The 18,822-nt window shown below is 66.9% G+C and carries 23 protein-coding genes, 2 tRNA genes and 1 other annotated feature; of the genes, 10 read left to right on the top strand and 15 right to left on the bottom strand.

The window, feature by feature from the left end; translation table 11 throughout:
• Positions 1–237 precede the first annotated feature (237 nt).
• From DI605_RS07490 to DI605_RS07480, 3 genes are all read left to right on the top strand, one after another.
• Entirely contained in the window at positions 238–639 is a 402-nt protein-coding gene (locus tag DI605_RS07490; protein WP_293971373.1) for an Arm DNA-binding domain-containing protein, read from the top strand.
• Positions 555–740 carry a hypothetical protein gene (locus DI605_RS07485; RefSeq protein WP_293971431.1) on the top strand — a complete coding sequence of 62 codons (186 nt, stop codon included), beginning with the start codon at positions 555–557 and terminating at the stop codon, positions 738–740. The genes DI605_RS07490 and DI605_RS07485 overlap by 85 nt, the downstream gene beginning before the upstream one ends.
• A gap of 15 nt (positions 741–755) precedes the next feature.
• A protein-coding gene (locus DI605_RS07480) for an IS3 family transposase (protein ID WP_293971370.1) occupies positions 756–1,984 on the top strand; the annotation gives its coding sequence in 2 pieces (ribosomal slippage) (positions 756–1,044 and positions 1,044–1,984; 1,230 coding nt in all).
• Positions 1,037–1,153: a sequence feature (AL1L pseudoknot), on the top strand. It overlaps the preceding gene by 117 nt.
• A 234-nt stretch (positions 1,985–2,218) precedes the next feature.
• Here DI605_RS07480 and DI605_RS07475 read toward each other — a convergent pair.
• Positions 2,219–2,293: transfer RNA gene (locus DI605_RS07475), tRNA-Val, on the bottom strand.
• Between the two features lie 71 nt (positions 2,294–2,364).
• Positions 2,365–2,739 (bottom strand): cell cycle two-component system response regulator CpdR, encoded by a 375-nt coding sequence (gene cpdR, locus DI605_RS07470; RefSeq protein ID WP_171743880.1) that lies wholly within the window; start codon positions 2,737–2,739, stop codon positions 2,365–2,367.
• A 236-nt stretch (positions 2,740–2,975) separates the two neighbouring features.
• Between cpdR and DI605_RS07465 the strand changes: the two genes are divergently transcribed.
• A complete protein-coding gene (locus tag DI605_RS07465; protein WP_293971363.1) occupies positions 2,976–3,824 on the top strand; it encodes an N-formylglutamate amidohydrolase in 849 nt (282 codons plus the stop codon).
• Between the two features lie 222 nt (positions 3,825–4,046).
• Here the strand turns inward: DI605_RS07465 and DI605_RS07460 are convergent, their stop codons facing one another.
• Both DI605_RS07460 and DI605_RS07455 read right to left on the bottom strand, forming a co-directional pair.
• Positions 4,047–4,811: a SapC family protein gene (locus DI605_RS07460; protein ID WP_293971360.1), complete on the bottom strand. Its 765-nt coding sequence runs from the start codon at positions 4,809–4,811 to the stop codon at positions 4,047–4,049.
• Positions 4,812–4,920: 109 nt separating this feature from the next.
• On the bottom strand, positions 4,921–6,348 hold the full coding sequence (locus tag DI605_RS07455; protein ID WP_293971357.1) for an FAD-binding oxidoreductase: 1,428 nt from the start codon (positions 6,346–6,348) through the stop codon (positions 4,921–4,923).
• A gap of 98 nt (positions 6,349–6,446) precedes the next feature.
• On the opposite strand from DI605_RS07455, the gene DI605_RS07450 reads away from it, so the two are divergent.
• From DI605_RS07450 to DI605_RS07440, 3 genes are all read left to right on the top strand, one after another.
• Entirely contained in the window at positions 6,447–6,866 is a 420-nt protein-coding gene (locus DI605_RS07450) for a hypothetical protein (RefSeq protein WP_293971354.1), read from the top strand.
• Between the two features lie 102 nt (positions 6,867–6,968).
• A complete protein-coding gene (locus DI605_RS07445) occupies positions 6,969–8,444 on the top strand; it encodes a DEAD/DEAH box helicase (protein WP_293971351.1) in 1,476 nt (491 codons plus the stop codon).
• A gap of 50 nt (positions 8,445–8,494) precedes the next feature.
• On the top strand, positions 8,495–9,058 hold the full coding sequence (locus DI605_RS07440) for a peptidylprolyl isomerase (protein ID WP_293971425.1): 564 nt from the start codon (positions 8,495–8,497) through the stop codon (positions 9,056–9,058).
• Between the two features lie 48 nt (positions 9,059–9,106).
• Here DI605_RS07440 and DI605_RS07435 read toward each other — a convergent pair whose 3' ends face one another.
• The 3 genes from DI605_RS07435 to DI605_RS07425 form a co-directional block, all read right to left on the bottom strand.
• The gene (locus tag DI605_RS07435) at positions 9,107–9,532 is read right to left on the bottom strand and encodes an OsmC family protein (protein ID WP_293971348.1); all 426 of its coding nucleotides are present in this window, start codon (positions 9,530–9,532) and stop codon (positions 9,107–9,109) included.
• Positions 9,533–9,591: 59 nt separating this feature from the next.
• On the bottom strand, positions 9,592–10,011 hold the full coding sequence (locus DI605_RS07430; RefSeq protein ID WP_293971345.1) for a cupredoxin domain-containing protein: 420 nt from the start codon (positions 10,009–10,011) through the stop codon (positions 9,592–9,594).
• A gap of 105 nt (positions 10,012–10,116) precedes the next feature.
• Complete coding sequence (locus DI605_RS07425; RefSeq protein ID WP_293971342.1) at positions 10,117–10,302, bottom strand: hypothetical protein; 186 nt, start codon at positions 10,300–10,302, stop codon at positions 10,117–10,119.
• Between the two features lie 236 nt (positions 10,303–10,538).
• Between DI605_RS07425 and DI605_RS07420 the strand changes: the two genes are divergently transcribed.
• The gene (locus DI605_RS07420; RefSeq protein WP_293971339.1) at positions 10,539–12,338 is read left to right on the top strand and encodes an aminopeptidase P family protein; all 1,800 of its coding nucleotides are present in this window, start codon (positions 10,539–10,541) and stop codon (positions 12,336–12,338) included.
• On the opposite strand, the gene DI605_RS07415 is transcribed toward DI605_RS07420, so the two are convergent.
• Positions 12,307–12,537, bottom strand: coding sequence for a hypothetical protein (locus DI605_RS07415; RefSeq protein WP_293971428.1), 231 nt, complete (start codon positions 12,535–12,537; stop codon positions 12,307–12,309). The two genes, DI605_RS07420 and DI605_RS07415, sit on opposite strands and share 32 nt — an antisense overlap.
• Before the next feature lie 9 nt (positions 12,538–12,546).
• Here DI605_RS07415 and DI605_RS07410 point away from each other — a divergent pair.
• Positions 12,547–12,621: transfer RNA gene (locus tag DI605_RS07410), tRNA-Thr, on the top strand.
• Here DI605_RS07410 and DI605_RS07405 read toward each other — a convergent pair.
• Positions 12,600–13,070 carry a helix-turn-helix domain-containing protein gene (locus DI605_RS07405; protein ID WP_293971336.1) on the bottom strand — a complete coding sequence of 157 codons (471 nt, stop codon included), beginning with the start codon at positions 13,068–13,070 and terminating at the stop codon, positions 12,600–12,602. The genes DI605_RS07410 and DI605_RS07405 overlap by 22 nt on opposite strands.
• 64 nt (positions 13,071–13,134) lie before the next feature.
• Between DI605_RS07405 and DI605_RS07400 the strand changes: the two genes are divergently transcribed.
• On the top strand, positions 13,135–13,923 hold the full coding sequence (locus tag DI605_RS07400) for an SDR family oxidoreductase (RefSeq protein WP_293971333.1): 789 nt from the start codon (positions 13,135–13,137) through the stop codon (positions 13,921–13,923).
• A 142-nt stretch (positions 13,924–14,065) separates the two neighbouring features.
• Here the strand turns inward: DI605_RS07400 and argC are convergent, their stop codons facing one another.
• The 6 genes from argC to DI605_RS07370 form a co-directional block, all read right to left on the bottom strand.
• A complete protein-coding gene (gene argC / locus DI605_RS07395; RefSeq protein ID WP_293971330.1) occupies positions 14,066–15,001 on the bottom strand; it encodes an N-acetyl-gamma-glutamyl-phosphate reductase in 936 nt (311 codons plus the stop codon).
• Positions 14,998–15,810, bottom strand: coding sequence for an NlpC/P60 family protein (locus tag DI605_RS07390; RefSeq protein WP_293971327.1), 813 nt, complete (start codon positions 15,808–15,810; stop codon positions 14,998–15,000). The genes argC and DI605_RS07390 overlap by 4 nt, the downstream gene beginning before the upstream one ends.
• Before the next feature lie 67 nt (positions 15,811–15,877).
• Positions 15,878–16,210 (bottom strand): MarR family winged helix-turn-helix transcriptional regulator, encoded by a 333-nt coding sequence (locus tag DI605_RS07385; protein ID WP_293971423.1) that lies wholly within the window; start codon positions 16,208–16,210, stop codon positions 15,878–15,880.
• Between the two features lie 125 nt (positions 16,211–16,335).
• Positions 16,336–17,742 carry a M17 family metallopeptidase gene (locus DI605_RS07380; protein WP_293971324.1) on the bottom strand — a complete coding sequence of 469 codons (1,407 nt, stop codon included), beginning with the start codon at positions 17,740–17,742 and terminating at the stop codon, positions 16,336–16,338.
• A 31-nt stretch (positions 17,743–17,773) separates the two neighbouring features.
• Positions 17,774–18,229 (bottom strand): cupin domain-containing protein, encoded by a 456-nt coding sequence (locus tag DI605_RS07375; protein WP_293971420.1) that lies wholly within the window; start codon positions 18,227–18,229, stop codon positions 17,774–17,776.
• Positions 18,213–18,752 (bottom strand): peroxiredoxin, encoded by a 540-nt coding sequence (locus tag DI605_RS07370; protein WP_293971321.1) that lies wholly within the window; start codon positions 18,750–18,752, stop codon positions 18,213–18,215. The genes DI605_RS07375 and DI605_RS07370 overlap by 17 nt, the downstream gene beginning before the upstream one ends.
• Positions 18,753–18,822 lie beyond the last annotated feature (70 nt).

Raw genomic sequence — 18,822 nt, 5'->3', positions numbered from 1 at the left:
CGTCAGGCTCATAACCTGAAGGTCACAGGTTCAAATCCTGTCCCCGCAACCAACACCAAACATGCCAGACCGTCTCAGGGAAACCCGAGGCGGTTTTTTGTGCCTCCTTCCCGTGGCTTACGCCTGTTTCGAGGCGTCCCGGGGCGTCGCTCCGGACCTCGCCGAACCCCATGACGTCGATTTGACCGCGGGGGTATTTTGGGCGGTACCTCTCCCCGACCGGCAGGAGATACCCCCATGGCCCTCAAGGAACTCGAAGCCCGCTACGCCACGAAACGCTCGAAGGACTATAAGCTCGCCGATGGCGGCGGGCTCTATCTGCTCGTCCGGCCCACAGGGTCAAAGCTGTGGCGGATGAAGTATCGCTTCGCCGACCGGGAGAAGCTGCTCTCCTTCGGCCGCTATCCGGACCTGAGCCTCGCTGAGGCCTGGCGGCCGGCAAGGATCCTGGAGCGAAAGCGGAGGCCGTTGCAGGCCAGACCTTCGAGGAGGCGGCACGGGCGTGGCACAAGAACCGGCTGGAGGCTCTCGACGAGGCGCATGCCAACCGCATCATGGCCCGCCTCGAGCGCGATGCCTTCCCGGAACTGGGAGCGATGGGGCTGCGGGAGATCAAGCCGGCGGACGTCCTGGCGATGATCCGCAAGGTCGAGGCGAGGAGCGCGCTCGACGTCAGTCGCAGGCTCAAGCAGCATGTCAGCCTGAACCGCGCCGGGTTTGTCGGAGGCTCCAACTCCTGAGAAGGTGGAGCCTGTATGAGCAAGACGACGAACAAGTTTGCGCCCGAGGTCCGCGAGCGAGCGGTACGGATGGTGCTGGATCACGAGCGCGATCACCCATCGCGATGGGCAGCGGTAGTTTCTATTGCGGAAAAGATCGGCTGCGTTCCGCAGACGCTGCATGAGTGGGTAAAGAAGGCGGAGGTGAACAGCGGCAAGCGCGCTGGCGTTCCGACCGAAGTTGCTGACAAGATGAAAGCGTTGGAGCGCGAAGTCCGCGAGCTGCGACAGGCCAACGAGATCCTACGCAAGGCATCCGCATATTTTGCCCAGGCGGAGCTCGACCGCCCGTTCCTGCGATGATCACGTTTATCGACGATCACCGCGAAGCCTATGGGGTCGAGCCGATCTGCCGCGTCCTGCCGATCGCGCCATCGACGTATTTCGAGCGTGTCGCGCAGCGACAGGACCCAATGCGCCTGTCGGCGCGGGCGCAGCGGGACGAGGTTCTCAAGCCCGAGGTGGCTCGCGTGTTCGCCGAGAATTTTGCGGTCTACGGCGTGCGCAAGGTGTGGCGGCAGATGATGCGCGAGGGCTTTCCGGTTGCCCGCTGCACCATCGAGCGGCTGACGCGCGATATGGGTCTACAGGGCGTGATCCGGGGCAAGCCGGTTCGCACGACGATGAGCGACAAGGCAGCGCCGTGCCCGCTGGATCACGTCAACCGCAGGTTCTACGCGCCAGCGCCGAACATGCTGTGGGTGTCGGACTTCACCTACGTCGCGACCTGGGCGGGCTTCGTCTACGTCGCCTTCGTCATAGACACATACGCCAGGCGGATCGTCGGCTGGCGGGCGAGCAGAACGGCGCATGCCAGCTTCGTCCTCGATGCCCTGAAACGGGCGCTTCACGATCGCCGGCCAACCCATCGGGGCGGCCTCACCCATCATAGCGACCGCGGGTCGCAATACCTGTCCATCAAGTACACCGAGCGTCTCGCCGAAGCCGGGATAGAGCCATCGGTCGGCAGCGTCGGCGACAGCTACGACAATGCTTTGGCCGAGACGATCAACGGCCTCTACAAAGCCGAGGTAATCCACAGGCGGGGACCGTGGCGCAGCTTCGAAGCCGTCGAATATGCCACGCTCGAATGGGTCGACTGGTTCAACCATCGTGGGCTGCTGGAGCCTATCGGCAACATCCCGCCTGCCGAAGCCGCAGAGCAATATTATGCTGCCGCGGACGCCGTCGATATGGCAGCGTAACTCACAACCCATGGCCTCCGGCAAACCCGGCGCGGTTCAATTCCGCATGTGTGTCGAAAGTTCGGCTAGCGGATGGGAAGCCCTTCTGCCTCACCTGCGCATACCAGCGCTTACCCCGCTTCGTAATGCTCGCCATGTTGTGCCCATTGCATCAATTTGCATCAGGCGAGGGCTTCGGCAGAGCTCCGAAGGCACGAAAAAGCCCACTAAGTCACTGACCTAGTGGGCTTAATCTGGTGGGCGTGGCAAGGATTGAACTTGCGACCCCTGCGATGTCAACACAGTGCTCTACCACTGAGCTACACGCCCGTTGCCCGGGGCTCCTAGCGGAGGGTTTCGCGCCGCGCAAGCGAGCCGCGACGCTATTTCGTGGGCGGCGATCAGATATCCGCCGCGCTGCCGATCTCGAACATGCGATCCACCTCTCCCACGAGATCGCGGAGGTGGAATGGTTTGGAGAGGACCTTCGCCTGTTCCAGCATCTGTCCGCCTTCCAGCGCCACTGCGGCGAAGCCCGTGATGAACATCACGCGCATGGCCGGATCGATGGTCGCGGCACGCTGGGCAAGCTCGATCCCGTCGAGCTCGGGCATCACGATATCGGTCAGCAGCAGATCGAAGCTCTCATGCTCGAGAACCTTCAGCGCCGCTGTCCCCCGATCCACCGCGACCACGGAATAGCCGACGCGCTCCAGCGCGCGCGCCAGATAGACGCGCATCGAATCATCGTCTTCCGCGAGCAGGATTCGTATCATGAGAACTCTTTTTCGCCGTCGCCCGATCGTTCGCGAATATGCGCCGAATGGTTAAGAAATTCTAGATAGCGTGCCGGATTGTGGGGGGTCGCGGCGAAATGGCCCGGATCGGCGCCGTTCGGGTGGCAAATGACTGGATCCGTGGCGAAAAGCGCCCGCGAGAGGGCGCGTGCCGCATTCCGGCCGACGGATCGGTGGTTTCGGGCTGCCGCAGGAATCATTAACATTTCCGAATCATGACGCTCTCTCCAACTTCCGCGCCCGATCCTTTCCTGCGGCTGGGGCCGCCCGTGGCGTCGACACCGCTGGTGATCGCCGTGCCCCATGCCGGGCGTTATTATCCGGCGGCGATCGAGGCGGAGCGTGTGGTCGCCCGGAGCGCGTTGGAGGATCTGGAGGATCGCTATGCCGATCGCCTGATCGCGCCCGCGGTGGCGGCGGGCGCGGTGGCGATCGTCGCGACCCATGCGCGCGCCTGGATCGATCTCAATCGCGGTGAGGAGGATGCGTGCCATCCCGATGCCCCCGATGCATCGCCCCGTGCCCGTGCCGGCCTGGGCCTCGTGCCGAGCCGGATTGCCGGGCGGACGCTCTGGCGCGAGCTTCCCGGAGCGGACGATATTCGCGCGCGCCTGTGTTCCCTGCACGCGCCCTATCATGGCGCGATCGCGGCGGCGCTTGCGGCTGCCAGGGCGGCGCACGGCGTGGCCTTGCTGGTGGATTGCCATTCGATGCCGCCACTCGGGCGGGCGGGGCGCCCCGGGCCGCGGATCGTGATCGGGGATCGCCACGGCGCAAGCGCCGGCGGCGGTGTGGCGGAGGCGGCGATGGCGGCGTGCCTGCGCCACGGTCTTCCGGCCCTCCGCAACGCGCCTTATGCCGGCGCCTTCACCATCCAGCATCATGGCCATCCAGCGGCGCACGTTCACGCCATTCAGGTGGAGATTGATCGCAGTCTCTATCTCGAAAGGGGACTGCGCGAACCGTCCGACAGGATCGCGGAAATCGCGCAATTCTTCGCGGATCTGTGCTGGGAGGCGGTGGATTGCCTCTCGGCCAATTGCCAGGCCCGGGCCGCCGAATAAAAAACCACCCTGTGCTTTCGCACAGGGTGGCCAAGGTTCAGGGAGGGGCGCGCCGGAGCGCGCCGATGTCCAGTCGCGAAAGGGGGAACGCGATGGACAAATGTATAACTAAGGAAGGGGCGGGGAAGTTTCAAGCCCGCCCACAAGATTCCTCTATTTTTATCCGCTGCCTTTTCAGCGTCTTCGGGAAGGGATTTGATCTCTCCCCGAGACCTCTGTGCATCAGCCGTTCATCTGGACCTTGCCGGCCTCGAACTGGCGCTGGAACAGCGTCGGCATGTGCTGCAGCGAGAAGAGATGCGCATGCACCAGCGGCAGCATGCCAGACTGCATCATCTTGCGCAGCTGATCGCCGCGCAGCTCGCGCAGCTTGGCTTCGTCGACCATCTTGAAGCCGCGATAGACGAAGGGCTGGCTCACGCCCGGCTGCTCGATGGTGATCTCGCCATCCATCAGCAGATCATATTCCTTGAGCTCGGCCATGAACTGCATGGTCTTCTGCACGCCGATCTCGAACTGCTCGCAGAAAGCCAGCGTGGACTGCGTTTCCTGCGAGGGCTGGCCATCGGTGAAGAGCGCCACGCCCTCGTCGAACTCGCCCAGAAGACCGGAGCTGGGATCGAAGCAGAGCGACAGATCCTCGCGGTCGGGCTGCAGGCGCACCAGCATGAAGGGATAGCGGCGCATATAGGCCGGCAGATAGGCATCGGGCGTGAGATTGTTGTTTTCGTCCATGAAGACGTTCACGCCTTCGTTCAGGCCGAACAGGGCGAGCGGCAGGGGCTCGTCATTGGCGCTGAACACGATCGGCAGCGAACGCTGCGCGACGATGAATTCCTCCACGGTCAGCGGCATGGCGTGATTGTTCGCCATGATCGCCAGGCTCTCCATGGCCCGGCCCTTGTAGGCGGCATGATCCAGGCTCGAGAGCGGGACCAGGTCGTTGTAGAAGAGCGGCAGGTTCTGGGCTTGCGGCGCGCTCGCCATGATCGGGGAACTCCTAGACGTCTGCAGGGTTGTGGCGATCCACCGCCACAGGATGGTGGCCCGGCGTCCTATTGATTGCCCGGAGAGGTGGCAAGCCGCCGCTGTGGCGTCAGGGCAGCAGCTTGCCCGGATTCATGATGCCGGCCGGGTCCAGCGCGGCCTTGATCGCCTTGAGCGCGCCGATCCGGGCGGGGCTTGCGGTGCGCACGAATTCGGCGAGCTTGGTCTGGCCGATGCCATGCTCGGCCGAAAGCGATCCGCCCTCGCTGCCCACCAGATCGTGGACGAAGGCGCTGATGGTGGCGCCCTCGGCGGCAAGCCACGCGCGATCGTCGGCGCCCAGCGGCGCCCGCACGTTGAAATGGACATTGCCGTCGCCAAGATGGCCGAAGGCGAGCACGCGCACGCCGGGGAAGCGCTGTTCCACCTCGCGCGCGCCCTCGATCAGGAAGCGGGGCATGGCCGATACGGGCAGGGCCACATCATGCTTGGCGGCGATGCCATCGACGCGCTCGGCTTCCGAAACCGATTCGCGCAGTTTCCACAGGGCATCGGCCTGGGCCTCGTTCGCGGCCACCGTCGCATCCCGGACGAACCCGGCCTCGATCGCACCGGCCAGCGCCGCCGTGATCGCCTCGCGCGGATCCGGCGCGCTCGCCGGTGCCGTCGCCTCGATCAGCAGGTTCCAGGGATGGCTGTCCTCCAGCGGCGCGCGCGTTCCCGGCACATGCGCGAGCACCAGCCGCAGCGCTTCGGCCGGCACGATCTCGAAACTTTCGATCGCGTCCCCCAATTGGCCTTCCATCCGCCGTAGCAGGGCAAGCGCGTCCCGCGGATCGTCGAGCCCCGCCCAGGCGACGGCGCGGGCGGCCGCCGCCGGCACGAGGCGCAGGCTTGCGGCCGTGACGATGCCCAGCGTGCCCTCCGCCCCGGCCAGCAACTGGCGCAGATCATAGCCGCGATTGTCCTTGCGCAGCGCCGTGATCCCATCGAACAGTTCGCCCGAAGGCAGCACCGCCTCGATCCCCAGCAGCAGCGCCCGCATCGTGCCGAAGCGCAGCACCTGCGTGCCGCCGGCATTGGTGGAAACGAGCCCGCCGATCGTGGCCGATCCTTTCGCGGCCAGGCTGAGCGGGAAGCGCCGCCCCTGGGCTTCGGCGGCATCGTGGAGATCGGAGAGGATCACGCCCGCCTCCGCAACCGCGACATTGTCCTCCGGAGAGAGCGAGCGGATGGCGCGCATCCGGCGGGTGGAAAGGATCAGCGCCCGGCCGCTGGCATCGGGCGTCGCGCCCGCGACCATCGATGTATTCCCCCCCTGCGGCACGATCGGCACGCCGGCCCGCGCCGCCAGACGGACGATCGCCTGGGTCTCCGCCGCGTCGACGGGGGAGAGGAGGGCGGCGGCGGCGCCCGTGATCCGGCCGCGCCAGTCGGTCAGCCAGGGGCGCATGTCGGCCGGATCGGCGGTGAAGCCGCGGGGGCCGAGCAGGCGGGCGAGCGTTTCGATCAGATCGGCGGGAAGCGTGGCGTTCATGGCACAGCGCTTTACCCATGCTCGATCCACCTGCGCCAGTTCATCCACGATTAAACAAGCGCAGGGGATCGCTGGCACGAGATGGGACTGGGCGAATCGTGACCGGGCTTTTTTGGGCCGGCCTGCTGGCGGCTGCTGCCGCGGCGGAGAGCGATCGTCTTTTGCTGGCCCAGTTGACGATCCGCAGCCGCGTCGTCGTCCGTGTGCAGACGAATGCGCCGCCGCCCCCGCCCGTCGAGCTTGCCGAAAAGAAGGGGCCGCGCTGCGTGCCGATGGCCGATGTTCTCGGCGCGGCGGTGATCGCGGGAAACAGCGTGGATTTCATCCTGCGCGGAGGGAAGAGGATGCGGGCGCGATTCTCCTCCAGTTGCCCCGCGCTCGATTATTATTCGGGTTTCTATATCGTCCCCACGCAGGATGGGATGATCTGTTCCAGCCGCGATGCGGTGCGCTCGCGGGCCGGCGGCGAATGCTCGATCGAGCGTTTCAGGATGCTGGTTCCCAAAAAGCCGCGCTGACGAAACGTCGCTTCTCCTTGACTTGTGGGCGACTTTCTGCCCAAGCGCGGATAACCGTCACCGCCTCATGATGAGGCACCCGGACCCTAACCCCGAGCGCCCATGACCTTCGCCGATCTCGGCCTTTCCGACGAATTGCTCCGCGCTGTCGGTGAAGCCGGCTATAGCGAACCCACGCCGATCCAGGCGGCGGCAATCCCGCCCGTGCTGATGAACCGTGACCTGATCGGCATCGCGCAGACCGGAACGGGCAAGACGGCCAGCTTCGTACTGCCGATGATCGACGTGCTGGCGCATGGCCGTGCCCGCGCGATGATGCCGCGCTCGCTGATCCTGGAGCCCACGCGCGAGCTGGCCGCGCAGGTGGCCGAGAATTTCGAGAAGTACGGCAAATATCACAAGCTTTCGATGGCGCTGCTGATCGGCGGCGTTTCGATGGGGGATCAGCAGAAGGCGCTGGAAAAGGGCGTCGATGTGCTGATCGCCACGCCCGGCCGCCTCATGGATCTGTTCGGGCGCGGCAAGATCCTGCTGTCCGGCTGCTCGATCCTCGTGATCGATGAGGCGGATCGCATGCTCGACATGGGCTTCATCCCCGATATCGAGGAAATCTGCGCGAAGCTGCCGGCGACCCGCCAGACATTGCTCTTCTCGGCGACGATGCCCGCGCCGATCAAGAAGCTGGCCGACAGGTTCCTCTCCAACCCCAAGCAGGTGGAGGTGGCGCGGCCGGCCTCGACGAACAGCGCGATCGAACAGCGCCTGGTCGAAACCTCGTCACGCGGCAAGCGCGAGACGCTGCGCGGCCTGCTGAAGGCCGACGACATGAAGACGGCCATCATCTTCTCCAACCGCAAGACCACGGTGCGCGAGCTGACGGATTCTCTCCGTCGCCATGGCTTTGCGGCCGGGCAGATCCATGGCGACATGGAGCAGTCCGAGCGGATCCGGGAGCTGGACCGCTTCAAGGCCGGCGACATCAACATCCTCGTCGCGTCCGATGTCGCCGCGCGCGGGCTGGACGTGAAGGGCGTCTCCCACGTCTTCAACTATGACGTGCCGTGGCATCCGGACGATTATGTCCACCGCATCGGCCGCACCGGGCGCGGTGGGGCGACCGGCAAGGCTTTCACGCTGGTGACGCCCGATGATGCCGAGGCGATCGAGAATATCGAAAAACTGACCTCGACGAAGATCGAGCGGATCGGCGGCGGCAGGGTGCCGGCGGCCCCGGAAGCGGCCGTCGAGGCCGAGGAAAAGCCGCGCGGCGATCGCAAGCGCGCCAGTCGTGGTCGCCGCGATCGCGAGGCTCCGCCGCGAGAGCCTCCGCCCCGCGAGGAACGCCAGGAAGCCCCCCGCGAGGCGAAGCCGGCGCGCGACGAACGTCCGCGCGAGCCGGCCGCCGAGCCCCGGCGCCGCGACGAGGCTCATCGCAGGGATGGCCGCCGCGACGAGCCGCGCCGTGATTCGGGGCGCCGCGATCGCCGTGCGGAGCGCGACGACGGCCCGGACGAGGGCTGGAACGGGCCGATCCCCTCCTTCCTGGAGGTCAGCTTCGGGCTCGCTCCCGAAGCGTGATCGGCATGGTCCGCGCCGGCCTGTGCGCCGCGCTTCTTCTGCTCGTGGCCATGCCCGCCGCTACGGCCGCCCCGAAGCGCGCGGCGGCCTATCCGGGGCTGCCCCGCGTGGAGATCAAGACCGAATTCGGCCCGATCGTAATCGCGCTGGAAACGAAACGCGCCCCGATCACGGCGAACAATTTCCTGCGCTACGTCGATACGCACAAGTTTGACGGCACGGTTTTCTATCGGGCCGCGCGCGGCAAGAGCCATCCGGAATGGGGCCTGATCCAGGGCGGCATCGATACGGACATCCGCAAGTCCTTCTTCCCGATCAAACATGAGCCGACGAGCGTCACGGGGCTCAGGCATCTCGACGGCACCGTCTCGATGGCGCGCAACAAGCCGGGCTCGGCGATGGGCGATTTCTTCATCACGCTGGGGCCGGCGCCCGGTCTCGATGCCGATGGCGATTATGTCGGTTATGCCGCGTTCGGCCATGTCGTGTCGGGCATGGAGATTGCGCGCCGCATCCTCGCCATGCCCACCTATCCGGGCGGCCTCTCCCTGGCGACGATGGGCCAGACGATCCGCAAGCCGGTGAAGATCATCAGCGCCCGACGCCTGCCATGATGGCCCCGTCATTTCCGCACGCACGGAAATGACGGGGGTGGCGGGCGATCAGATCAACGTGTGCGTCAGCGTGATTTCCGCATTGAACAGTTTCGAGATCGGGCAATTCGCCTTGGCGCCCGCCGCGATCCCGGCGAATGTATCCGCGTCGATCCCCGGAATGCTGGCCTTCAGCTCCAGATCCGAACGGCTGACCTTGAAGCCGTCGCCATCCTTGTCGAGCTTCACCTTTGCGGTCGTCTCCAGCGTGCCCTCGGTAAAGCCTGCGCCGGCCAGCGCGAAGGAGAGCGCCATCGTGAAGCAGGCGGAATGGGATGCGGCGATCAACTCCTCGGGGTTCGTCCCTTTCTCGTCGCCGAAGCGCGTGTTGAAGCCGTAGGGCGTATCATCCAGCACGCCGGACTGGCTGCTGATATGGCCCTTGCCGTCTTTGCCGAGCCCTTCGTAGCGGGCGGTGGCGGTGCGTGTGATCATGCGGATCTCCCTTCCTTGCATGGGGCATCGATGATGCGCCATCCGGCGCATCCCGTCGATCAGCGGACGACGATCTCGCCCTTGAAGTCGCTCGCGGCATCCTGGATGCGCGTGCTCTTGAAGGTGTAGAGCGCGTTCGGGGTCGTCGGCGCGACGATGTGGAGCGTCGCGCTCCGGCCCGGCTTCAGCACCACCTCGTTGCGCGGGATCAGCCCCTGGTCACGCGGGGAGATGCGCGCCTGTGCGAAGAATTCCTTCGCCGCGAAGGTATGTGCGCGATCGCTGGGGTTGCGCAGGCGCAGCACATATTGGGCGCCCTGCCGCATCGTGATGCGGCGGGGCGCATAGCCCTTGTTGGTCATCGTCACGGTGATCTGCGTGCCCTTCGCCCAATTGGGCGCCTGCGCGGCGGCAGGCGCGGCGATCAGGGCGATGGCGGGGAGCGCCAGAGCAGGCAAAGCGGCAAAGCGGAATGTCATCGGATCATCGTCTCCGGGAGGGATGGCAGATCGGCTGAACGCGCTGTCCCGCCGCACGATCCCTGCACCCGAGAGATGATGGCCCGATTTGAGGACAGGCGCGCGTCAGCCCTGTTTCGCGGCCGCCAGATTGGCGCGCATCGTATCGGCATGTTCGCCGCGCTCGGCCATCGCGATCCACGCGGCTTCGGCGCGCAGGCAGCGTTCGCGCACATTTTCGAGGGTGGCGGCGTCGGCTTCCGCCCGGGCCTGTGCGGCGCGCGCGCGGCACAATTCGCTTTCGGTGCTCATCGTGATTCGGTCTCCGGAGGGAGGTGCAGCCGCCATTCCCGGCGCGGCGGCTCTCCATCCGGGCGGGCCCCGGAAGGTCGGGAAGGGGAGGGAAGGCCGCGAGCGCCGGAGATCGTCGATCTGCGACAGGAATGTTGCTGGCGATATAGGGGGCGGGTCGCGGAAATGCCAGTCAGGGTGTCCTTTCGATCGCTGTGGCAATTCCAGCGCCCCCCATCCCGGTCTAGAGTGGCGCGATGTCGACTCATGCAGACCGCCTTTCCGCCCTCCGCGAGGAGCTTGCCCGCCGCCGCCTGGACGGCTTCGTCGTCCCCCTCACGGACGAGCATATGTCCGAATATGTGGGCGCCTATGCCCAGAGGCTGGCGTGGCTGACGGGGTTCGAAGGGTCGGCCGGCTCCGCTGTGGTGCTGCCGGCGGAAGCCGCCATCTTCGTCGATGGTCGCTATACGCTCCAGGTTCGCGAGCAGGTGGATGGCAGCAACTGGTCCTACCAGTCCGTGCCGCAGACAAGCGTCGCGCAATGGCTGGGTGCCCATGCGAAGGAGGGCGCGCGGATCGGCTATGATCCATGGCTGCACACGCGCGGCTGGGTCGCGCAGGCCACGGCCGCGCTGAAGGCGAAGGGCGCCACGTTGGTGGCGGTGGAAACCAACCCGGTCGATGCGGTCTGGCCGGATAAGCCGCTGCCCTCGGCCGCGCGCCTTGTTGTCCAGCCGAACGAGCTGGCCGGGCGCAGTTCGGCCGAAAAGCGGGCCGAGATGGCGGACTGGCTCGTGTCGCAGGGTGCGGACGCCGCCGTCCTGTCCGCGCTCGATTCGATCGCCTGGACGTTCAACGTGCGTGGTGCCGATGTCGATCGGACGCCCGTGGCGCTGGCCTATGCGCTGGTCGCGGCGGATGGCACGGCCGATCTTTTCGTCGCGCCGGACAAGCTGACGGACGAGGTTCGCCAGCATCTCGGCAATGCCGTGCGCCTGCATCCGCGCGATGCCTTTGCCGATCATCTCGCCGGCCTCTCGGGCAAGACGATCGTCGCCGATCCCGAGCGCGCGGTCGCCGCGATCTTCGGGGCGCTCGACCGGGCCGGTGCCCGCATCCTGCCGCTGCGCGATCCGGCGGTGCTGCCCAAGGCGATCAAGAATGCGGCGGAACTGGGCGGCCACCGGGCGGCACAGGCGCGCGATGGCGCCGCGCTCGCGCGCTTTCTCCACTGGCTGTCGGTGGAGGCGCCCGGCGGCGGCGTTACCGAAATCTCGGCGCAGAATCGGCTGCTCGCCTTTCGCGAGGAAACCGGGGCGTTGCGCGATCTTTCCTTCGATACGATTTCGGGCGCGGGGCCGAATGGCGCCGTGGTCCATTATCGCGTGAGCGAGGAGAGCAATCGCCCGCTGGAGCCGAACTCGCTCTATCTCGTCGATTCGGGCGGCCAGTATCAGGATGGCACCACGGATGTGACGCGCACCGTTGCGATCGGCACGCCCACGGCGGAGATGCGCGATCGCTTCACCCGCGTGCTCAAGGGGCATATCGCGCTGGCGACGGCGGTCTTCCCGGAAGGCACGCGCGGCGGCCAGCTCGATACGCTCGCGCGCCAGTTCCTGTGGGCGGCGGGCCTCGATTATGCCCATGGCACGGGCCATGGCGTGGGCGCCTTCCTTGCCGTGCACGAAGGGCCGCAGCGCATCGCGCCGGTGGGCGGCGCCTTCGTGGGCGGGGACGAGCCGCTGCGCGCCGGCATGATCCTTTCGAACGAGCCCGGTTATTACAAGACCGGGGAATATGGCATCCGCATCGAGAATCTGGTGCTGGTGGAGCCGCGCGAGGTGCCCGGTGCCGAAAGGAAGCTGCTGGGATTCGAAACGCTCACCTTCGCGCCGATCGATCGGGCGCTCATCGATCTCGCCCTGCTCACCCCGGCCGAGCGTGCCTGGGTGGATGCCTATCACGCGAAGGTGGCGGCGATCGTGGGGCCGCAACTTTCGGGCGAGGCGGCCCTATGGTTCAGTCGCGCGGTGGCTCCTCTGGAGGGCTGAGCGGATCGGGCGCGTCGTCGGTGGCGCGTGCCTGCGCCTTGCGGCGGCGCAGATTCTGCCGCAGCGCCTCGGCCAGCCGCGCCGCGCGTTCGGGATCGTCCTTGGCCATCTTCGCGCTGATAGCGTCGAACAGGCCCTCTTGCCATTGACCTTCGTGGCCGCCTTCGCCATAGGCGCCACCTCCCGTCAGGGAGGCCATGCTGGCCGTGCTGCCGTAGCTCAGTGGTAGAGCGCATCCTTGGTAAGGCTGAGGTCGTGAGTTCAATCCTCACCGGCAGCACCAGCATTCCCGCCGCCTGATTCGCCGGGCGGCACCATGGTGATCCGGAAGCTCTGGATCGGCCGGCCCGTTTCCCGATCCACGACGATCGGCTCCAGCGTTCGCCCTGTTTCCGTATCGATCGCGCGCGTCGTGCCGCCCTGTCCGTGGTGGCGGTGGCCCCAGGCGCCGATCGTGAGCAGCACGGGCAGGAAATCGCGGCCTGCATCCGTCAGCACATATTCGTCACGCGGCGGCCGCGTGGAATAGCGCCGCCTTTCCAGGAGCCCCGCCTCGGTGAGCGCCTTCAGGCGCCGGGCAAGGATGTTCGGCGCAATGCCGAGGCTCGCGCGGAACTGATCGAACCGCGCAATCCCCATGCCGGCATCGCGCAGGATCAGCATGCTCCATGCATCCCCGATCCGGTTCAGCGCGCGCGCCACCGGGCAGGGGCCCTCAAAATCTTTCGCCATGTCCATTGCAATAGAATAGTGACTAACTATCATTATGCAACTGACATCATCTGGGGCGATCGAAATGAGTGTGACTTCACAGGGCACGGCGCTGATCACGGGCGCATCCTCGGGCATCGGCGCGGTCTATGCGGACAGGCTCGCGAAGCGGGGCTTCGATCTGGTGCTCGTCGCGCGCGATGGTGCGCGGCTCGATGCGCTGGCGGAAAGGCTGGCTGAGGAAACGGGGCGCGGGATCGATGTGCTGCGCGCCGATCTCACCGATGCCGCCGATCTCGCGAAGGTCGCCGGGCGCCTCTCTACGGATGCCTCGATCACGCTGCTGGTGAACAATGCCGGCATGTCGCTGAATGGCAGCCTGCTGGAAAATGAGGCGCCGGCGCTGGAACGGATCATCGCCCTGAACGTGACCGCGCCGACGCTGCTCGCCTCCGCCGCCGGCAAGCTCTTCGTCGGGCGCGGCGGCGCGATCATCAACATTGCTTCCGTGCTCGCGCTCGCGCCGGAAATGTTCGATGGCGTGTACAGCGGCACCAAGGCCTATCTGCTCAATCTCACGCTCGGCCTCGCCTCGGCGCATGCGGAGAGCAAGCTGCGCGTGCAGGCGGTGCTGCCCGGCGCCACCCGCACCGAAATCTGGGAGCGTTCCGGCAAGGATGTGGATGCGCTGCCGGCCGAGTGGGTGATGGAAGTCGGTGATCTCGTCGATGCCGCGCTGGCGGGGTTCGACAAGGGAGAGACGGTCACGATCCCGCCGCTTGCGGACGAGGGCCAGTGGCTGGCTTATGATGCAGCCCGCAAGGCGATGGCGCCCAATCTTTCTCGGCGGGATGTCGCCGCTCGCTATCGCTGAGCGATCCGGACCGCAGGGGCTGGAGATCGGTCGCGGTGGACGTCTGGAGCCGTTGATCCGGTTGTGTTGGATCAACGGCTCCAGGCTTCTGTTCTGCCGCTATTTCCCGGCCGGGCGGTGACTCCCCCGCGCGCAGACCGGCCTAGAGCCTGAGCCCCGCCGTTTCGGGCAGGCCCGCCATCAGGTTCATGTTCTGGACGGCGGCGCCGGCCGCGCCCTTGCCGAGATTGTCGAGCGCCGCGACCAGCCGGGCCTGCCCGGTCTTCTCGTCACCATAGACGAAGAGATCGATCCGGTCCGTTCCGGCCAGCCGCTCGATGGTCAGCATCGCGGGAGGTTCGTCGATCACGCGCACGAGCGCGCTGCCCGCATAATGATCGGCCAGCGCCGCGCGCAGATCACCCAGGCGGGGCGTGCCCGGCAAGGCATGAAGGTGGATAGGCACCTCCACGATCATGCCGCGATAGGCGCGCGCCACCGCCGGCAGGAAGATCGGTGGATGCTTCAGGCCGGCATGGACCGTCATTTCGGGCACATGCTTGTGCGCGAGATTCATGCCATAGGTGCGGAAGGCCGTATCGGTGGCGCCCGGATCGTTCGGATCCTCGAACGCCGAAATCATGGATTTGCCGCCGCCCGAATAGCCGGAGGTGGCATTCACCGAAAGCAGGCTTTCCGCCGGCAGCAGTCCGGCGCGCACCAGCGGCCGCACGAGCGCGAGGAAACCGGTGGGATAGCAGCCCGGATTGGCGACGAGCCGTGCCGCACCGATTTCCTGCCGCGTGCCGGCTTCCAGCTCGGGAAAGCCATAGGCCCAGCCCGGCGCGATGCGATGCGCTGTCGATGCGTCGATGATCCGCGTCGACGATCCCTCCAGCAATGCCACGGCCTCCCGCGCGGCGTCGTCCGGAAGGCACAGGATGACGATGTCGGCGGCGTTGAGCGCGTCGCCGCGTGCGGCCGGATCCTTGCGTCGCTCCTCGGGAAGCGTCAGCAATTCGATCTCGGCGCGACCCGTCAGCCGCTCGCCAATTTCGAGACCCGTGGTGCCGACCGCACCATCGACGAATATCTTCACGCGATTCTCCGCCGTGCCAGAATGGGAGCGGGCTCCTGATCCAGTCGGGCGACGACGTCAACCAGTGGCTCGATCGTGACGGCCATTGCGAAGGCGTTGGCGTGGAGCAGGCGGCTTCCGTCCAGCATCAGCCCGACATGGCCGGGAAAGAAGATCGCGTCCCCGGTGCCGGCCTGTTCGTCCTGGGCCAGAGCCCGCCCGAGCCCCTCGCGCTGCATATCGCTGTCGCGCGGGCAATCGAGGCCGGCGAAGGCGCACGCAACCTGGACGAGCCCCGAACAATCGATGCCCCCGCCACCGCGCCCACCCCACAGATAGGGCTGGCCGATCAGGGATGTCGCGGTTTCGATCAGATCCCGCCGCGCGCCGATCGGCAGCGCATGCCGCCGGTGGACGAAGCCCGCCTCGCTTTCCAGGAAAGAGCCATTCTCCGTACCGGCGAAGCGCGCGCCGATCGGCCATCGCGCGATCACGGGCGCCTTGATGTCGGGCCGCGCGAAGACCAGCGCGGTCGGCACGGCGATGCGATGCGTCGCCGCCGCCGGCATCTGGGCGAGCAGGTCCGCCGGCAGATAGCCGACATAATCGTCATGCGCGCAACGCCCCCACGCCCAGCCTGAGACGATATCGAACACGTCGAATTCCTCGCCCCGAAGGAGCTGGGAGACCGCGATCGAATCGGAGGACGGGGCGGCGTGGAGGGAGGCGAAGGGGGCCATAAGCCGACGGCGGCTGGGCGCGGCATAGTGGGGCGCGAAAAGCGTGCCCGCCAGCTTTATGTCCGCCACGTCCTTGCGATAGGCGTTCACGCGCGGATCGAGCGGGCGGGAAGGGCCGTCGAGCCTCGCCCGATCCGGAATCGCGCCGGGCCGCGTGTCAGCCCTGGGCGTGGCGGAGCTGGCGGTTGAGCGGATCGGGTGCGTCGCTGCCGATGAGACCTCCGAAGCCTTCAAGGAAATGAGCCCCCAAATCGGTATGCGCGATGAAGATGTTGCGCCGATCGGCCTCATCGCGTTCGCGCCGCAGATAGCCGAGCGCGCCGAGCGTGTTCAAGGCGCGGGTAACGACCGGCTTGGAAACGCCCAGTGCCTGCGCAAGCCCGCGCACCGTATGTGGGCCGGGGGTCAGATAGACGAGCAGGAGCAGCGCCATCTGCCGGTTCGTCAAATCGGGCCGGCCGGATCTGACATAGCCGACCAGGGTCTGCATCCAGCCCGCCAGGGTGTTGTCATGCATCATAACCGTGCCTCTCGTCCGAAACGATCTCCTCCTCCCGGGACAAGGTAACACCCCAGCGCGCAGATCGTTTCATGGCCGGTCAGATCGGCCGCGGATCAGCCCGGTGGGGCGAAGCGCCGTTTCAGCATCGTCCAGGCGGCGCGAAGGCCCAGCGCCTCTCCGCCTTTCGGGCGCCCGGCCTTGGCGGCGGGGTTCCAGGCGAAGGTATCCAGATGCGCCCACGCGACGCCGCTCGCGACGAAGCGTTCGAGAAACAGGGCGGCGGTGATGGATCCGGCGAAGCCGCCGCTGCCCGCATTGTTCACATCCGCCACGTCGGACTTGAGCATGTCGCTGTAGGGCGCCCACAATGGCAGACGCCACAGCGGATCGCCGATGGACCCGCCGGCCGCGAGCAGCGCATCCGCAAGGGCGTCGTCATTGGTGAACAGGGCGGGCAGGTCAGGCCCCAGCGCGACGCGGGCCGCGCCGGTCAGCGTCGCGAAGTCGATCACCAGTTCCGGCAGCTTGGCCTTCTCGCTCTCGCAGGCGAGGGTGATCGCGTCGGCCAGTATCAGCCGGCCTTCGGCGTCGGTATTGCCGATCTCGACGTGCAGACCCTTGCGGCTCTTCAGAATGTCGCCCGGGCGGAAGGCATCGGCCGAGATCGCATTCTCCACCGCGGGCACCAGCATGTGCAGGCGCACGGGCAGGTGGCTCTCCATCACGAGCCGGGCGAGCGCCAGCGCATGCGCCGCGCCGCCCATGTCCTTCTTCATCAGCAGCATGCCGCTCGAAGGCTTGATGTCGAGCCCGCCCGAATCGAAGCAGACGCCCTTGCCGATCAGGGCGATGCGCGGATGCGAGGGATCGCCCCATTCCAGCTCGATCAGGCGCGGCTCGCGATGGCGCGCGGCGGCGCGGCCGACGGCGTGGATCATCGGGAAGCCCGCCAGCAGCGCATCGCCCCGCGTGATGCGGCAGGTAGCCCTGTTGGCGGTGGCGAGCGCCTGCGCGGCGCCCTGCAATTCGGCCGGCCCCATGTCGGCGCTCGGCGTATCCACCATGTCGCGCACCATGGCGACCGCATGGGCCAGGCGCACCGTCTCGTCGATCGAGGCGATGTCCGTCGTCAGCAGGATCCGGGCGGCTTCGGGCTTGGGGGCGCTGCGATAGGTATCGAAGCGGTGCTGCGCGAGCAGCCAGCCCAGCGCGGCTTCACCGGGTTCACCCTGCGCCGCGAGTCGATACATTCCCTCGGGCAGCTTTTGCGCGGCGGCGGCGAGATCCCACGGATTGCCCTCCTCGCTCACGCCCGCCGCGGCATTCCATTCGTCCACCTTGTCGCCGGGCAGGATCACCACGCTGCCGGGCTCGCCCTTGAAACGCGCGACGGACACGGCGGTGCGCGCCCGCTGCGGCAGATCCTTCAGCCAAGCATCGAAGCCGGACTTGGTTACCTTGTAGAGGATGGTGGCGAGCTGACGGCGGTCGGCGATCAGAAGCGGTGCGAAATCAGTCATTCCGCCATCTTAGGCTCGCGGCAAGCCCGCGTCATGCCCCCGGTCGCCACCCTGGCGGGGCGAGCGTGAAGCCCGAGAAGCGGAAGCCGGGGCTCACCACGCAGGATACCAGGGTCCAGCCTTCTCGCGCTTCGGCGGCCTGCCAGTGGCCGGTCGGGATCAGGCCTTGCGGCATCTGCCCCGCGGCAATGTCGGGGCCAAGGGCGATCGTCTCGACGGGGCCGGCATCGCCGGGCGCCCGCAGCAGGGCCAGCGGCGCGCCCGCATGCCAGAACCACAGTTCCGCCCCGTCCACCGTGTGCCAGTGCGATCCCTGCCCGGCCTCCAGCAGAAACAGGATCGCCGTGGCGGTGGCGCGCTCGCCCTCCGGCGTGTCCGCGCGCCACGTTTCGCGATACCAGCCGCCTTCGGGATGGGGGATGAGGCCGAGCGACGCGATGAGGGCCTTCGCCTCGTCCCCCGCTACCGGGTCAGCCCTTCTTGGGATGGGCGGCGCGCCACGCCTTCACGGCTTCCATCGTGCCGTTCACATGCCCCTCGGGGCTCAGCGCGGAATGGACGAAGATCACCTTGCCGTCCGGCGCGATCACATAGGAGGTGCGGTTCGATCGATCGGGCTTGGCGGGCAGCGTCACATCATAGGCGGTGATCGTGGCCGCGGTCGCCGAGCCCACGGCGAACTTGTTCCGGCATTCCTCGACGGAGAATTTGTTGAGCGTCTCGATCGGATCGGCCGACATGCCGATCACGGTGGCGCCCAGCTTGTTGAAATCGTCGGTCGCCTCGGCGAATTCGTGCGCCTCGATCGTGCAGCCCTTGGTGAAGGCTGCCGGATAGAAATAGAGGACGACGGGGCCTTTCTTGAGCGCGGCCTTGAGGTTGAAGGGCATGGCCTTGCCGGCGAGGCTGGCCTGCGTGGAGAAATCCGGCGCCTTGGCGCCCACGGCGAGCGAGGCGAGGCCCGGCGTGGCGATCAGCAGGGCGGTGGCGGCGGCGGCGAGGCGTTTCATCGGATCCATCTCCTCAGGTTCCGGCGATCATATCGGCTCCGCAACACGAGCGAAATGGCCAAGATGGCAC

Origin of the sequence: Sphingomonas sp. (assembly GCF_003248515.1) — a bacterium.
Lineage (GTDB): Bacteria > Pseudomonadota > Alphaproteobacteria > Sphingomonadales > Sphingomonadaceae > Sphingomonas_I.
The sequence above is the reverse complement of the archived record's forward strand: the minus strand, read 5'-3'. Positions and strand labels throughout refer to the sequence as shown.